The sequence below is a fragment of the Bacillus cereus genome (assembly GCF_002561295.1).
In the GTDB taxonomy this organism is placed as follows: domain Bacteria; phylum Bacillota; class Bacilli; order Bacillales; family Bacillaceae_G; genus Bacillus_A; species Bacillus_A cereus_S.
This window is the reverse complement of record NZ_NTUG01000022.1, coordinates 52,828-69,223: the sequence shown is the minus strand read 5'-3', so window position 1 is coordinate 69,223 and position 16,396 is coordinate 52,828. Positions and strand designations below refer to the sequence as shown.

Genomic DNA, 16,396 nt, shown 5'->3' with positions numbered 1-16,396 from the left:
GGATATCTTAACATTTTTTATCATTTTCGTTAATGAAACTTTTCAATCCTATTAAATTAGTAGGAATTTCCTTTATAATTAATAATTGGTTGTTTATACTATATGTATATATAAGAAATGCGTCAAGAAAGGAAGAAACAAATATGATTCAAGTATTGTTTGTTTGTCTCGGGAACATTTGTCGTTCTCCGATGGCAGAAGCAATTTTTCGGGATCTTGTCGTGAAAGAGGGGCTAGAACATAAACTTCAAATTGATTCTGCTGGAACAGGCGATTGGCATATTGGACACCCACCTCATGAAGGAACAAGAAAAATTTTAAAAGAAAATGGAGTCTCTTTTGAAGGAATTAAAGCACGTCAAGTAGAAAAAGAAGATTTAACAAAGTTTGATTATATTATTGCCATGGACAACAAGAATATAGCAGACTTAGAAAGTTTAGGTAAAGCTGGAGGCTATATTGGTAGACTGTCCGATTTTGTTCCAGACGATGGCTGGACTGATGTTCCTGACCCTTATTTTACAGGGAACTTTCAAGAAGTGTATGACCTTGTAATAGAAGGGTGTGCAAAGTTGTTAGCATTCATTCGAAATGAGCAAGGAATATGAGAAAGTTTAGAAAGAAATACTTTCTAATATAAGAAACGAAAGGGTGAAGGAATATGGCAAAGAAGAATAATATAGCTCGAAACATTGCGATTGGGGTAGCAGCAGGTGTAGCTGTTTCCATGTTGAAGAAAGAAAACCGTGAGAAAGTGAAAAATACAGCGGAAAAAGCAAAAACAAAAATGATTGAAATTGGTGAGAATGCAAAGATTAAAGAAAAAGTGCAAACTGTTACAGATAAAGGGCGAGAACTTGCAGATTTTAATGTCGTAAAGGCGAAGGTAGCGGAAATTAAAAAATTGACACCAGCTGTTGTTGAGACATTAAAAGAAACGAAAGAAATCTTTAGTAAGAAAAAAGCTGAGCCAAAAGAAAAAACAGAAACAATTGAAATTCAAGCAGTTTCTCCAGTGTCAGATGAGTTAAAGGGAGAAGAACCGGTAAATGCTGAGGAAAAAAAAACGGAAGCATATATTGAGTTGAAGCAGGATAAAGAAGAGAAGAGAAGTGTTTAGAGAAATATGAAAAAACTTTTAGAGAAAGCAAGGGGAAATCGTGTCTATTCGTTTGGTAAAGGTCTCTATGACCGAACGATGCGAGATGACGTAGCGGGCTTAGCAGCACAGCTCGCTTATTTCTTCTTGCTTGCGATTTTTCCTGGGCTTGTTTTTTTAATTACACTTCTTGGATTTATTCCCATTCATACAGAGGATGTGCTCAGTTTATTAGAGAATTATGTGCCAGAAGATGCAATGAATTTAATTGAGGTGAATGTCGATAGCGTCGTAAACAAACAAAATGGTGGTTTGCTATCATTTGGTTTATTATCGATGTTATGGTTTGCATCAAATGGTGTAAATGCAGTCATGAATGCTTTTAATCGTGCTTATGACGTAAAAGAAACACGCTCTTACATTACAACGAGAGCGTTGTCCATTGTACTCACACTGTCAATAATTTTTATGATTGTCTTTGCTTTAATTGTCCCTGTTTTTGGACAGGTAATTGGAGCAGCTGTTTTTAAAGCGCTCGGCTTATCAGAGAGTTTTTCCTTCGTATGGAGTATTACACGATTAGTAGCCAGCTTTTTAGTGTTATTTGCCTTATTTAGTTTCTTATATACATTTGCGCCTGATCGAAAGTTAAGAAGAAAAGAAGTTGTATCAGGAGCATTATTTGCAACAATTGGATGGATTGTGGTATCGTACTCATTTGCTTTTTACGTAGACAAATTTGCCAATTATGCAAATACATATGGTGGTCTCGGTGGTATTATCATTTTAATGTTATGGTTCTATTTAACGGCCTGGGTTATTTTACTTGGTGGTGAAATTAATGGTCTCTTGTATTCTTATCGAGCAAGTGACAATAATTCCCGTAATGAAAAATAGCGTCCTGTTCCATAATAAAAAGGAACAGGGGGGATTCAAAATGAGTAATAATAAAAAGAATCACAATAATAAAAGCCAAGGTAAACAAAAAAGTAGTTCGCATCCAAAACATAAAACAAGCAGTAGTGCGAATGGACATAACGGTTACCATTAAACGTACAATCTACTGAAGATAAATAGTGAAGAAAAACGGGTCCCTGCCTGGGGGACCCGTTAGTTATTGCCTTTTAATAATCGTAATCCGTTTAAAATAACAAGAATTGTACTTCCTTCATGGCCAATAACACCAAAGGGAAGAGCTAAAAATTGCAAGAAGTTTGAACAAATGAGCAACGCGATTACCGCTAAAGAAAAGATAATGTTTTGTTTTACGATGCGATTCATTCGTTTTGATAAACGAATGGCTTGTGCAAGGCGAGAAAGTTCATTTTTCATTAAAACGACATCTGCTGTTTCTAAGGCAACATCTGTACCTTCTCCCATGGCAACACCAATACTTGATGTAGCAAGTGCAGGAGCATCGTTAATACCATCGCCAACCATTGCTACTGTACCGTATTTTTCTTTTAGTTGTTTTATCGTGTCTACTTTTGTTTCAGGTAAGCATGATGCGTAGTATTCTTTTATATTGCTTTCAGTTGCAATTGCTTTAGCTGTTTGTTCGTTATCACCGGTGATCATGATGGCTTCAACACCAATGCTCTGTAAATCATGAATTGCAGCAATTGTTTCCTGGCGCAACGTATCTTTTAGAGCGATAAGCCCAAGAATTCCTTTGTCATCACTAAGATAAACTACTGTTTTTCCTTCTTGTTCAAGTGTAGTAGCGATACCGTTATGAAAAGTTGTTGCTTCTTCACCAATAAAATCGGCTTTACCAATCTTATACGTTTTACTTTCTAACATACCCTTTAATCCAAATCCAGTGACATCTTCTACACTTTCTGGTTTCGTTAGTGTAATGTCATATGCATGTTTTGCGTACTTGACAATCGCTTCTGCGAGCGGGTGTGTGGAATGACTTTCAATAGAAGCAGTAATATATAGTACATCTTTTTCTGTTATTCCATTACGTACATAAACATCTGTTACAGTCGGTTTTCCTTGTGTTAATGTTCCCGTTTTATCAAAGGCGATTGCCTTTACTGAGGCAAGGCGTTCTAAATGGATACCACCTTTAAATAAAATACCGCTTCTTGCACCATTAGAAATAGCAGATAATGTTGCGGGCGTAATTGCTGCAACGAGTGCACAAGGAGAAGCGACAACGAGTAAAATCATAGCGCGATAAAACGTTTCGTTCCAACTCCAATCTAGCATGAAATGGGGAACAACCATCATGAGAGCAACGACAATAAGCACACCTTTTACATATGTTCCTTCAAATTTTTCAATAAAAAGTTGGGATGGTGATTTTTCGCTTTGTGCGTTTTGAACGAGACGAATAATTTTTTGAAATAATGTTTGATCGCTTCGTTTTGTAATTTTTACTTCAATTGCACCGCGTAAGTTTACAGTTCCAGCGAATACCTCATCACCTAATTTTTTCTCATTTGGGATAGGCTCCCCGGTGATTGCTGCCTCATCAATATTTGTTTCACCACTATGAATGGTACCATCAGCAGGTACGCGTTCACCTGGCTTAATTAAAATAATGTCATCAATTTCCAACTGAGCTACTGGAATACGTTCTTCTGTTCCGTGAGAAATGCGTAAAGCTTCTTCAGGTTGTAAATCAAGTAGTGCTGAAATTTCTTTTTGACTTTTGCTTAATGTGTAAGATTCCATTGCACCGCTTAGTGCAAAGATGAAGATTAGAATCGCACCTTCTGCCCAATAACCAATAATAGCTGCACCGATAGCAGCAAAAAGCATTAACATTTCTACGTTTAATTCCTTCTCTTCAATTGTATCTTCAATGCCTTCTTTCGCTTTTGCATATCCTCCGATTATATAAGCAAGGATATAAAAGGAAATTCCGGCGTTTGTTGCTTCGTTTTTGGTGAATAACCAACCAGCTAAAATGAAAACACCAGATAAGATTGCAAAGATTAGTTCATAGTGCTTTTGAAATGTTTGAATCCAAGATGGGATAGACGTATCTTTTTTTGATGGTAATGTTTTTACTTCTGTGTTCATAATTATTCGCTCCTTCCAAAGTGTTTATTGAGAAAAAGAATCAAAATCGAAACCCCTATAAAACGACGAAAGCTGCCATCCATACGGATAGCAGCATTTCTAATGAGAATTGTTTTTATTAATTATTATTTTGTAATTATTACATAGCATATCATATGTTCTTATGTAATGATATGTTTTTATTTGTATAAAAAATGAAAAACTTGTGTTTTTGTTTTTCATTTGGTATATATGAATATTGTTCATAAAAAGGTCGGAAAGGAAGACATCAAGTGAAGACAGAGAAATTTTTTACCCATCCGATTGGTGTATTTGTTGCAGCACTCGCAGCAACATTTCTATGGGGAAGCGCATTTCCTTTTATTAAATTAAGTTATGCTGAACTCGGAATTCGGCCACATGAAGTTGGCGAGCAAATATTATTTGCTGGTTATCGTTTTTTCTTATCAGGCGTGATGCTTTTATTCTTTTTTAAAGCAATAGGAAAAGATATGTCCTTCAAAAAGGGGACAGGAAAGCAATTGATACAAATTGGTGTATTTCAAACATTTCTTCAATATGTATGCTTTTATATTGGAATGAGTTACAGTTCCGGAATTGAAGGTGCTATTATTTCAGGGACGTCATCTTTTTTCCAAATTTTACTCGCACACTTTTTGTATAAAGATGATGCATTAAATATTCGAAAAGTAATTGGTGTGTCTATCGGATTTTGTGGTGTCATCCTTGTAAATGTGCCAAGTGACGGAAGTTTGGCATTTCATTTTGGAATTGGTGAATTATTGCTTCTTGGGGCAGCGATGATGTACTCATATGGAAATATACTAGCGAAAGAGGGAAGTAAAACATTAGATGTTGGGTATATGACAGCGTACCAGATGATCTTTGGATCTATCGGATTATTGTGTATTGGTATTTTTCAAGTTGGATTTATACCTTTTGTATTCAGTATGAAAGCACTACTTATGTTACTGTATTTATCCTTCTTATCAGCGGCAGGTTTTTGCATATGGAATACAGTTATGAAGTATAACAAAGTTGGTAAAGTGTCGATGTATATGTTCTTTATACCAGTATTTGGTGTTATGCTATCTAGCCTAATTTTAGGGGAAGCAATCCATTCATTTGTTTTATTTGGCCTAGCGTGTGTAGCAGCGGGAATTATCGTAGTAAATCGCACACCAAATGTGCAAAAAACAGAAAAAGAGAAACAAGTAGCTTAAAGTGAACTGCACCCCAATTGTTAGACACGTAATCTAACAATTGGAGGTGCAGTTTTTCTATGGCTAAATTTACAGCTGATGAAAAAATACACATCGTCAAATTGCCAATAAAATTTTAATTATATCTTTACACGAAACACTTCTCGCCATTTTCTCGTGGTTTTTCGTATAGTTTTATAATTTTTTCTTTTCTTTTCGAAGATAAAAAAGGAAAATATAAGTTATACCACGAAAAAAACATTAGTATCTATTTATTGAGGAGTACATATTATGAATGAAATTTATCTATTATTAACTGGACAAATTATTTTATTTACGGTTGGTGTGTTTTTGGCTATAAGAAAGACGAAACAAACTAGAAAAAATGAGCCATTGCCATTGTTCGTCCGTCTTATTCTTAGTTTTTCGTTAACAGGTGGTGCGATTTGGATTTGGTTGCAAGATCCATCAGTAGAGTATCACCAGTGGGTGGCGATTGGGATGACTTTATCTACGCTAGGTGATTTATTTATGGCGGGGCTTATTCCGTTTGGACATCGATTAATCGGTGGTATGATCACATTCGCTATTGCACATTGTTTTTACGTAAATGCGTTTTTGCAAACAGGTATTTCATGGAAGGGGCTTTGGATTGGCGTAATTGTCTACGGTCTATTTTTAATAATTGGCTGGTTCTTTTTTATTCGGAATCAAGGACAAGATAAATTGTTTACAATTGGTGCGCTCGTATATGGTTTATGGGTTGGTGGAATGGCATGCTTTGCATTTGCATTATACTATGCAAATAGTGGAACGTGGTGGATTCCAGCGTTTGGAGGACTATTATTTGTGATTTCTGATTTTATTATCGGTGTGACAGATATTGGTGGTCGCAATGTAAAGTATGATCCGCTTTGGGTCTGGTTCACATATATTGCTGCGCAGATGTGTATTATTTATGCTGGAATATAAAAAGGATATCTCTAATAATAGCTGTCTAGTTATTTTAGAGATATCCTTTTTTAATGATATATTATGCTACAATGCTTTTTTGTTGGAAATCGGAATGGTAGTCTTTTGAGTTGTGGTTTTATTGAGAATTAATCGTGAGAACTATCTTTAATAAAGTGAAACTTTAATCAGTGTGGGGGCTTCATCCCCCAATGATTATCAGCCCGCACCAATCGGGCTTTTATGGGCAGTTGATCCTCCACCTACTTTCCTCGTTTCTCTCTGAATCTTGAGGTGGGGGTCTTACTGCCCGTTAATGCGGGATAAATCTAACTAGGGAAGAGAAATGGAAGGTGGAAAATGAAGCAGAAAAGCTATTTTAGGGAATATGTTGAAATATTTGCGATTGCATTTCTAGTATTCTTCTTGATGAAGATTTTTGTGTTTTTTCCAACAACTGTACAAGGAGCATCGATGAGGCCGACATTACAAGATGGGGATAAAGTAATTATTAATAAGTTAGCAAAGAGGTTTGAGACTTATGAGCGTGAAGATATTATTGTAGTAAAGACTGATAACTTTTACGTAAAGAGAATTATTGGGCTTCCAGGAGATGTAATTGAGATGAAAAATGATCAATTATATGTAAATCATCAAGTGAAAAGTGAACCTTATCTGGATAAGAATAGAAAGCATGCGAAACAACTTCTTATGAAGTTAACTGAAGATTTTGGTCCTATTACAATTCCAAAGGATAAGATTTTTGTTATGGGTGATAATCGGTTAGTGAGTAAAGATAGTCGTAATGGCTTAGGGATGATTCATAAAACGGAAGTGCTTGGAACATTAACCGCAATCTATTATCCGTTTGATCATATGAAAATTGTAAACTAGGATGTAAGAAAAAAACCAAGCAATTGTTATGATTTGCTTGGTTTTTTTGCTCTTATTTAAATTGTTGGCACCTTGTTACTTTCTATTTTTGATGAAGTCGGTTTATGATTTAGCATAAATTTATATTGCAATAACTGTAATTTAAATAATGATAAAGGATCATGGTATGTTTCTGGATTTGTTCTTAGTTTTGTTAGTGCATTTTCATCCTGATTTATTTCGAGATGAGCTGCTTCTACAGTCTGCTTTAATATGCTGAGAGGCTCTTTAAAGAACATCATAATGTCACGTTCTAATGCACTTTCAAATAATTCAAATTGAAGGAAGAACTGTTCAGAAATTATTGTTGTTACTTCTGTATAGTCTTCAGTCTCAATATAATTTTTGTATTTGTTGTAAAGCATAGATTGGTTTTTCTGCATGTTACCAAATAGTTTTCCAGCACTTTTTAACAGAAATTGTGTTGGTGTAAAGCGTAGTAAAATATTCACATCAGCAACTTTGATTCGATTCGTCATTCTTGCAACATCTCGGCGCCAATCATCAAGTAATTGAAAATCACATGGTAATTTCAGACGTTCTTCTTCGTATAATTTATTAAATGCTTCACTCATTTCATCTAAATAAGATTGGCCTTGAATAAATTCATTATGTGCTGTTTCAATCCATTCCTGAATAGAACGTGTGAACTTAGGTAATATCATTTGCTGTAAATGTTTTTGGATTCTTTCATTCATTGCTGTATTTAGTTCTTCTGGAACTTGTTTGAAGTCGCTGTCTTCATGAATCAAATCAGAGCAACTCTGCAATAATTCAGGAATTTGATTATGAAGATCATGTATAATTTCATCTTTTGTTAAACGATATGAGTCTGTGATAGAGCGGGTCTTATCTTTTTCAATCGCATTTAAGTTATTAATAAAGCCATTTAGCTTTACTAAAATGTGCTTGTTCCAGCGAATTGATTTTACTAATGTATTTTCTAATTGTACGCGTTCATTTAACAGATAGGTGATGGTCTTTTGAATGAACCATAATAGCTTTTCTGTGCGCTCTTTTTTTATATTTCTATTATTAAAGCTTGAAGTAATGCATTCTGTTAGATCACTTAGTTGTCCGCTGTTCTCATGTAAAGATGAGTAAGGGAACACGCGTGCATTTGGGAAATGTACCTGTATTTGGGATGTGATTTCAGTTAACTTTTTATTTGCTTTCTCTTCATTAATAGGCGTATCGATTGTATTTAGAACAAAATGAACGTGTAAATTTGGCAATTGTTCTTGCACATATAATAGTGTATCGATTTCTTTCTCAATTAAAGATGAAGAGGGATTGAGAACGTATAATAGATTATCTGCTGTGTGTAAGTAATCAAGATTTGCACTTGTTTTATTTCCAGTTTCAACACAACCTGGTGTCACGATAAATGAGAATTTATTTTTTCGTAAAAATCTACATGGTAGTTTAAATTCAATACATTTCTGCTCAGATTCTGATTTTGAAGGAACGGCTAGCATTTCGTAAAATTCATCTAAATTGGAAGTCTTTCGTATTGTTAAATCAGTGAGTTCCGTACATTCTGTCTGCACACTATCTTTAAATATGATAGCGGCTTTAGAGGAATCTTTTAGTATATCGGTTCCTAATATAGAATTGATAAAGGATGATTTACTTTGATCATTTGTACCTGTAATGAGAACTTGTTGTACATGTAAATCAGAAAGTTCTCGCACAAGCCATGTGAAAGAATGGCTTAAATCTACATCATTTTTTTCAGCCCATACGACAATTGTTTCAAAAAGGTTTGAAACTTTATCTAAGTCAACTGCGTTATATATTGTTGAACTGGAAAGAAGCGTTTCAGCGCTTTTTACAAGTAATGTATCGAGGCTCTTAGGTGCAACCTCATTCCATGCTAGTGTTGCGGCGGAGACAAATAGAGAATGTTCTGCTCTTGTTAAGCTGAACCAATTCGTTAATAAGTCTGGAATAAGCTCGTGAAGTTCATGCATCAAATATTGTCCTGTAATTAATTCGCAGTATGTGTCTTGATAAAGAGTAATAACTTCATCCCATGCATCGTAAGCATCTACTTCGACGTGTAAAAATAGATGATTAATTGTTTGAATCCATACTAAGTAGGTTGACTCATCTTGGTAGCTTTTCCAAAGTGATGAGACAAGTTGCTTAAATTGAACGGAATCGACGGTACATAACACTTTTAGTGCTTCATAAAAATATTTTGGTTTCATTTGTTTTGTGAATCCTTGATTCACATAACTTGTTAACAGTTCAAACCAATGTAATGATTTCGTTCGAATCCCTTCTTGAATAGCAAGGTCAATGGCATTGTTCCAATCTTGCTGTTTTTCATAAAAGGAGCGAGCGATAGCAGTAATATTTGGATAATCTGGTTGGAAAGAAACAGCTTCACTAATGACCTTAAAAGCCAGTCCTAAACGATTTTGTTCCATGTACAGAGAAAGAAGCTGTAAAGACACTTCCATCGTTAATGTGGTGTCTTCTGTTTGAATAGACGTATAAATTTCTTCTGCTATTGAAAATAACCCTAATTCAAAATAAGCATCTGCTATATTTTTTTTCGCCCATAGTGAGAGATCATTGTTTACTTTCTCCCATTTGAAAATAGCTGTTTCGAAATCTTTATGGTGATAATAAACTTCTCCCTGTGCGAAACGAATGTTAGAGATATTGGAAAATTTATTTTGAGCTTCATTTATATAGGATTCTCCAAGTACTTGAGGAGCTTGAGTAGAATCCTGTTCAGTTAAAAATGTTTCATAATATGTCTTTTGAATCAATTGTTTTTCTATGGTCATGTTTTTTCCCCCTGTATAATTTTAAAAATGATTTTTATGTAAAAGGGTGCACAGTATTCTACACGGATAGAAGCTGTATTTTATTGTTTTAAATATATGTTCAATGCCTATATTATTTTTCTTGAGAGTCAAACCGTTGCTAAATATAACTTTTCTTTATTGTAACAAAAATCCCGCTTGTGAAGTCGGATTTTCTTATAATTATGAAGTGAAGTATAGATTTTTCATGTTAGTAGTGGACAAGGTGCGTCAATACTTCAGGCTTCTGAAAAACGTAGATTACGAGTGAGAAATTTCATTACAGGTTAAACGAATAGGAGTAGTGCTCATTATAAAAACGATGTATAGTGAATATGTATACCATGTTTGCTTAAACGATAGAGAGGGCACAATATGGAATAACGATCGTGCATAGGATGTGTCATCCGAATGGAACAACATATTGGTGAGTTAATCGCACATTATGGATATTTCGGAATTATTATAGCTCTTGCGGGTGGAATTGTAGGTCTACCAATACCAGATGAGTTTTTGCTGACGTTTATTGGTTATAATATTTCGAAAGGAATTATGTCAGGGCCAACTGCTATTTTAAGTGGAATGGCAGGTGCGGTGCTTGGAATTACGCTAAGTTATTTACTTGGTTTAAAATTAGGACTACCTGTATTGAAAAAATATGGTCCGAAAATTCGAATTAAAGAAAAACAAATTGAAAAGACACATGTTTTGTTTGAAAAATATGGCCCCTTTTTATTAATGATCGGATATTTTATACCGGGGGTTCGTCATTTAACTGCCTATTTTGCTGGTATGTCCAATTTAACAGTTTGGCGATTTTGTTTATATGCATATAGTGGGGCGTTGATTTGGATTAGCGTTTTCATTGGGCTTGGGTGGAAGTTAGGAGAGAAGTGGCGTTTTGTTGAATATAGTTTACATCACTATGGAATATGGATCTTAATTATTACTGCATTGGTCATATTCGTAGTATGGCTATACATAAATAAGAAAAAAAACCGCTAGTGAAGCGGTTTTTTAGCTGAAAGCAATGAAGAGAACGCCTGCTGTAATACATAAAACACCTATTCCAGTCATGAAATTTAACTTTTCACCTAGTATAATCATTGCAAGAATAATTGAAAATACAACACTTAATTTATCTACAGGAGCAACTTGTGAAACTTTACCTGTTTTTAAAGCGAGAAAATAAAATAACCAAGATGAGGCACCGGCTATACCACTTAAAGTGATAAATAGCAGTGCTTTTTTATTTAATAAAACGTCACCGATATTTTGAAATTTTCCTTGTATTATAATTACGCCGATCATAAATAGTGCCATGATGATGGAACGAATAGTTGTTGCCACATTGGCATCGATTCCTTCTAATCCGAATTTCCCGAAAATGGATACAAGTGCTGCAGCAATTGCTGATAATAATGCGAATAATAGCCATGAACTCATAATAAAAATCCTCCAGTCTGGTACTATTATACATGAAAATGATTCTCAAGTGTAACTTGAGAATCATTTGTACTATATATATAGATATAATTTGTATTGAGGTAGGAATATAACTATAAAAGAGTAAAAGGCCCCCCAATAAGGTTGGCCTTTACTTTTTTATTCTGCAATTTCTTCATACAAAAAGTACGTTACATTATAAATATGTTCTACTTCATCATCTGTCATAAATAAAAGTTCCTCACGCTCAATTCCTTTTTTCTTTTCGATAAACTCAATCATATTTTTCCGTTCTTCTCTTTTCATCATTTTCTTTCTCCTCCCAATCTGTTTTAATACAGTTTATTTAAGTTACTGCTATTATATAACAGAATCTTTAGAAAGTTCCATCTTTTTTACGTTTTTTTTAAAAGAACTTTTCGACAAAACAAGCCCTGTTAACAGGGCTTGTTTTCGTATTACAGTCGTAAAAACTCCGGCTGAGTCATACCATCGCTATCGATGTAGTAAATTGTAGTTGGATTGATTTTTATAAGTACATAGTTAGGATCTTCTGGACCGAGTAGCCAACGCTTTAAGCCGTTATTCCAAAATTTATTTTTTAACGAAGGATCTTCTTCAATTGAAGCGGTGCCTTCTATTTCAATATAATTCTCATCCCACTTCTTTCCCTCTCTTCCAAGTAGCACGTGCACATTGGAATTTTGCCTAATATCGGCTACTTTCTTGGAATTGCGATCTGTTGCGACGTATAGTACAAAGTCTTCATGAAAAAACATCATAAAACAGCTATGTGGCTTATTCTCACGAATGGTGGCCAATACACCTGTTCTTTGTCCTTGAATGATAGTTGCAATTTTTTCTTTTAAGTGCATTTTTTTTACCTCTTTCTAATATCTAAAATTTTTGTGTGAAAAATGTATGACTTTCTATACTTTTTTCTGCAATCGCATTTTTTAAACGTAATTGTGATGAAATGGGACAAGTTAGGAGAAGAATAAAGATAGGAATGAGGAGAAATACATATGATGGAAGGATGGAGAAGATGTTCAATAAAATTTTTTTAATACTTGCACTGATAGGTGTACCGCTCTCAGTTCTTGGAAATACACTACATTGGCCACAGACTATTATGTTTGCTGTGTATTGCATTACGATTATTGCTCTCGCTGCATTTATGGGAAGAGCGACAGAAAGTTTAGCGATTGTTTCCGGCCCGAGGATTGGTGGTTTATTAAATGCAACATTTGGGAATGCGGTTGAACTTATTATTTCAATTTTTGCATTACAAGCAGGGTTAATTGAAGTTGTACTTGCTTCATTAACTGGTTCTGTTCTTGGAAACTTATTGTTAGTTGGGGGGCTTTCCTTTTTTGTAGGGGGACTCAAGTATAAAAGACAAAGCTTCAATATTTATGATGCAAGGCATAATTCGGCCTTACTAATATTTGCCGTTGTTGTCGCATTTGTTATTCCCGAAGTTTTTTCAATGAAGATGGATCTAGATAAAACATATCAACTAAGTATTGGGGTTTCAATCATCATGATTGTCATGTATTTAGCGGCGCTGTTCTTTAAACTCGTTACGCATCGCGGAGTGTATCAGCATAAAAGTGATGAAGTAGAACATGAGGAAGAACCAGAATGGTCAAAGGGGAAAGCACTGCTCATTTTAGCGATTGCAACAGCTGCTGTAGCTTATGTATCAGAGGCACTTGTTCACACATTTGAAACAGTGGCACAATCATTTGGGTGGTCGGAATTATTTATCGGAGTTATTATTGTTGCAATTGTTGGTAATGCTGCTGAACATGCCTCGGCAATTATTATGGCATATAAGAACAAAGTCAATATCGCAGTTGAGATAGCAATTGGCTCTACATTACAAATTGCTATGTTTGTTGCTCCTGTACTCGTATTACTTTCGGTGTTCTTCACAGCGAAAATGCCTCTTGTATTTACATTGCCGGAACTTGTAGCGATGATCACTTCTGTATTTTTAACAATTGCAATTTCGAATGATGGAGATACGAACTGGTTTGAAGGGGGAACATTATTGGCAGCTTATTTCATTATGGGGATTGGTTTTTACTTATTATAAAAAAATGGGATAGCAATAGTGTAGAGAGAAAATAATAGAGGTAGTTAGATAGCGTTTAGATACTCTTAATTAGGAAGGGGTAAAGCAGGTGAAACGAGTATGCAGCATATGTCTGTCAACTATGGTCTCGTTTATTTTATTATTTCCTTGTAGCAGTTTTGCAAAGACACCGGTAGATATAAAGATGCCTTCATCTGTTTTGAATATTTCAAAGGACAATACGTATCCAAATGAAGCACGAGATTTACCGCGTTTACAGCCGAGTGATTTAGCGAAAGAATTACTGAAAACATCAGATATTCGTATTGAAAATCCACACTTAATACGAATGTTTAATGAAACGTCGATTTCAAACGCACCTCTTGCGGTAGGATATAGGGCGAAGATTTATTTGGGGCAATGGCCTTTAAACTATGAGTCAACAGATACAACAATGAATTGGGAATATAAGCAAGTAAATCGTAATGTATATGACAATCGTGGTGTCGAGAAATTATATCCACTTCGCTACAAGCAAGAAGCACAAAAAACTGTAGAAGGTGGTTTAACAGCATATATTAAAGATGCGGAAGATGTGAAGAAAATGATCCTTTTACAGGCGATGGAAAAGGTACAATTACCGCTTTCGTTTCAAACAACCATTGGCTACGGTACTGGGAATGAGCGTGTATACAATATCAGCCCTAAACAACTTGGATATTTATATGCTTATACACCAGCAGTAAATGAAAAAGGAAAGGTTACATTTGGAGAAGTATATCTTGTTTTAAAAGGAAATCAAAAGAGGCTTGTGATTAAAAATATTACATCACAAGGAATTGGGGCTGCAATTCCAATTCAAGATTATTTGTCTTTTAAATTTATTTCTTCGCCTCATCCGCAATAATAGGATAAAGTGAAACTTTCGGTCCGTTCATGCGGGATAAATACAAAAAACGTCAGCGTAATGCTGACGTTTTTGTATTAAAGTGTAATATTTGTTTCTTTTGTTAAGAAGTCTTCGGTTGGATAGTAGCTGTTTTTTACAAGAATATTTGGTCCAAGACATTTTACAGCAGGACAGTGACAGCTTAAAGATTTCGCTGTTTTTGAACTAAACCATTTGTCATAGGCTTCTTGTAATGTGTTTGTTTGAACATTACCAAGTAATGGGATATCGCCAAAGTCTGTTACGATAATACTCCCATCAAAAATATTTACATTTAAGCGGGAACGCCCATCTGGATCATTTCGTACAGTTACGTTTTTACTTGTGTGTAGTTTTTTTAATGTAGCTAAATCACGCTCATCATTACTACATGCATAAAAAGGTAGTGTACCAAATAACATCCAAACGTTTTCATCACGAATATCTAATAAATGCTCGATCGCGCTTCGAATTTCATCTTTTGTTAAAATTTCAAGGTTGCTAGCAAAATCGCTTGGGTACATCGGATGTACTTCATGGCGTTTACAGCCCATTTCTTCAACGATTTGACGGTGAATGTGTTCCATATGTGGCAGAGTACGTTTGTTTAACATGGTTTCTGCGGATACAAGAACACCCGCATCTGATAAAGCTTTACTATTTGTAATCATTCTTTCAAATAGTTTCGCGCGCTGTTCATAAGTAGGTTTGCGCTCCATCATTGCAAATCCACCTTCAACGAAATCATCAATTGTTCCCCAGTTATGTGAAATATGCAACACGTCTAAATAAGGAATAATTTGTTCGTAACGGGCTAAATCTATAGTTAAGTTTGAGTTGATTTGAGTGCGAACGCCGCGTTCATGGGCATATTTTAAGAGTGGTGTTACATAGTTGTCGACGGATTTTTTTGAGAGCATTGGCTCTCCGCCCGTAATACTTAAAGAACGTAAATGAGGAATCTCATCTAATCGCTTTAATAAAAGCTCCATTGGAAGCGGATTTGGATCTTTTGGCTGTAATGTATAACCAACAGCACAATGCTCACAGCGCATATTGCATAACGTTGTCGTTGTAAACTCAACGTTTGTTAATAGTAATTTGCCGTACTCTTCAAGGTCCATATACGCTTCCCATGGATCGTAAGAAGGAGTAATCGGCTTCAATGTTTGTGATATACTCATCTGAAATACTCCTTTGACTATTGAAATAACAATTTGTCCATCCTCTATAATAGAAGAATATGGACGTTTTATAAAGTGAAACTTTTCTCAGTGGGGGTTTTCTTCATCCGCCACTGAGAATTAGTTGAACCAATCGGGCTTTTATGGGCAGTTGATCCCAAAACTAATTTCTTTGTTTTTGCTGAATTTTAAGTTGGGGTCTTACTGCCCGTTAATGCGGGGTAAAGTGAAACTTTTTGTAACAAGAATTTCTTGCTGCTCTTATTTCTCTTTAAATGAAAAAGAAAGCGTATTATATTTCTATGTTATCTGGAATCAAGTGCTGTGACAAAATTAATGAAAATTCATGTCCGTGACAATCATTTTTGCGGTATAATAAAAGTAACTCGAATAAAAAGGAGAGTGCCTTCATGGGAAAAGCAATTCAAGATAAAGATTCACAACTAGTATATTTAAAAGAACGTTTAAATATGTTCGTAGAAGTAATCGATACAATTGAACCAGAAGAGGTAGAATTAGAAGATATAGATCGTCTTCTTGCAATGTTAGATGAATTAGAGCTGAAATGTGAGCAATTTAAAAAAGGCGAATAATATAAAGTGAAACTGTAAGCAGTGGGTGGTTCTTCGTTTTCCACTGATTATTAGCCCTCACAAATGGGGCTTTTACTGCCCTGTCATACGGGATAAAACGGCTGCCAATTATATGTTGGTAGCCG

At 35.0% G+C, this 16,396-nt stretch carries 16 protein-coding genes; 10 read left to right on the top strand and 6 right to left on the bottom strand.

Going from position 1 to position 16,396, the window contains the following annotated elements; translation table 11 throughout:
• Positions 1 to 143: 143 nt before the first annotated feature.
• Genes CN373_RS15040 through CN373_RS15030 form a run of 3 tightly spaced genes read left to right on the top strand, consistent with a single transcriptional unit; the run spans position 144 to position 1,996 of the window.
• Positions 144 to 608 (top strand): low molecular weight protein-tyrosine-phosphatase, encoded by a 465-nt coding sequence (locus tag CN373_RS15040; RefSeq protein ID WP_000616899.1) that lies wholly within the window; start codon positions 144 to 146, stop codon positions 606 to 608.
• Between the two features lie 53 nt (positions 609 to 661).
• Entirely contained in the window at positions 662 to 1,120 is a 459-nt protein-coding gene (locus CN373_RS15035) for a DUF4075 domain-containing protein (protein ID WP_001085382.1), read from the top strand.
• A 6-nt stretch (positions 1,121 to 1,126) separates the two neighbouring features.
• A complete protein-coding gene (locus CN373_RS15030) occupies positions 1,127 to 1,996 on the top strand; it encodes a YihY/virulence factor BrkB family protein (protein ID WP_098359614.1) in 870 nt (289 codons plus the stop codon).
• A 213-nt stretch (positions 1,997 to 2,209) separates the two neighbouring features.
• Here the strand turns inward: CN373_RS15030 and CN373_RS15025 are convergent, their stop codons facing one another.
• A complete protein-coding gene (locus tag CN373_RS15025; RefSeq protein WP_430794188.1) occupies positions 2,210 to 3,871 on the bottom strand; it encodes a heavy metal translocating P-type ATPase in 1,662 nt (553 codons plus the stop codon).
• 536 nt (positions 3,872 to 4,407) lie between these two features.
• Here CN373_RS15025 and CN373_RS15020 point away from each other — a divergent pair.
• The 3 genes from CN373_RS15020 (at position 4,408) to lepB (ending at position 7,182) form a co-directional block, all read left to right on the top strand.
• Positions 4,408 to 5,358 carry a DMT family transporter gene (locus tag CN373_RS15020; RefSeq protein WP_000845718.1) on the top strand — a complete coding sequence of 317 codons (951 nt, stop codon included), beginning with the start codon at positions 4,408 to 4,410 and terminating at the stop codon, positions 5,356 to 5,358.
• A gap of 270 nt (positions 5,359 to 5,628) precedes the next feature.
• Entirely contained in the window at positions 5,629 to 6,309 is a 681-nt protein-coding gene (locus CN373_RS15015) for a lysoplasmalogenase (RefSeq protein ID WP_001002949.1), read from the top strand.
• Positions 6,310 to 6,648: 339 nt separating this feature from the next.
• On the top strand, positions 6,649 to 7,182 hold the full coding sequence (gene lepB, locus CN373_RS15010; protein WP_000810934.1) for a signal peptidase I: 534 nt from the start codon (positions 6,649 to 6,651) through the stop codon (positions 7,180 to 7,182).
• A gap of 56 nt (positions 7,183 to 7,238) precedes the next feature.
• On the opposite strand, the gene CN373_RS15005 is transcribed toward lepB, so the two are convergent.
• Positions 7,239 to 10,022 carry a GTP-binding protein gene (locus tag CN373_RS15005; protein WP_098359612.1) on the bottom strand — a complete coding sequence of 928 codons (2,784 nt, stop codon included), beginning with the start codon at positions 10,020 to 10,022 and terminating at the stop codon, positions 7,239 to 7,241.
• A gap of 429 nt (positions 10,023 to 10,451) precedes the next feature.
• Between CN373_RS15005 and CN373_RS15000 the strand changes: the two genes are divergently transcribed.
• Positions 10,452 to 11,045, top strand: a complete 594-nt coding sequence (locus CN373_RS15000) for a DedA family protein (protein WP_000434849.1) — start codon at positions 10,452 to 10,454, stop codon at positions 11,043 to 11,045.
• 12 nt (positions 11,046 to 11,057) lie between these two features.
• Here CN373_RS15000 and CN373_RS14995 read toward each other — a convergent pair whose 3' ends face one another.
• From CN373_RS14995 to CN373_RS14985, 3 genes are all read right to left on the bottom strand, one after another.
• Complete coding sequence (locus CN373_RS14995; protein WP_000100298.1) at positions 11,058 to 11,486, bottom strand: EamA family transporter; 429 nt, start codon at positions 11,484 to 11,486, stop codon at positions 11,058 to 11,060.
• Positions 11,487 to 11,645: 159 nt separating this feature from the next.
• A complete protein-coding gene (locus CN373_RS14990; protein ID WP_026008701.1) occupies positions 11,646 to 11,792 on the bottom strand; it encodes a BH0509 family protein in 147 nt (48 codons plus the stop codon).
• A gap of 152 nt (positions 11,793 to 11,944) precedes the next feature.
• Entirely contained in the window at positions 11,945 to 12,361 is a 417-nt protein-coding gene (locus tag CN373_RS14985; protein WP_098359611.1) for a pyridoxamine 5'-phosphate oxidase family protein, read from the bottom strand.
• A 170-nt stretch (positions 12,362 to 12,531) separates the two neighbouring features.
• On the opposite strand from CN373_RS14985, the gene cax reads away from it, so the two are divergent.
• Positions 12,532 to 13,587 (top strand): calcium/proton exchanger, encoded by a 1,056-nt coding sequence (cax, locus tag CN373_RS14980; protein ID WP_000482126.1) that lies wholly within the window; start codon positions 12,532 to 12,534, stop codon positions 13,585 to 13,587.
• Positions 13,588 to 13,675: 88 nt separating this feature from the next.
• Entirely contained in the window at positions 13,676 to 14,473 is a 798-nt protein-coding gene (locus CN373_RS14975; RefSeq protein WP_033663945.1) for a YfkD famly protein, read from the top strand.
• Between the two features lie 77 nt (positions 14,474 to 14,550).
• On the opposite strand, the gene yfkAB is transcribed toward CN373_RS14975, so the two are convergent.
• Positions 14,551 to 15,678: a radical SAM/CxCxxxxC motif protein YfkAB gene (gene yfkAB, locus CN373_RS14970; RefSeq protein WP_000028206.1), complete on the bottom strand. Its 1,128-nt coding sequence runs from the start codon at positions 15,676 to 15,678 to the stop codon at positions 14,551 to 14,553.
• Positions 15,679 to 16,088: 410 nt separating this feature from the next.
• Here yfkAB and CN373_RS14965 point away from each other — a divergent pair, with 410 nt between their 5' ends.
• A complete protein-coding gene (locus CN373_RS14965; protein WP_098359610.1) occupies positions 16,089 to 16,271 on the top strand; it encodes an SE1561 family protein in 183 nt (60 codons plus the stop codon).
• Positions 16,272 to 16,396 lie beyond the last annotated feature (125 nt).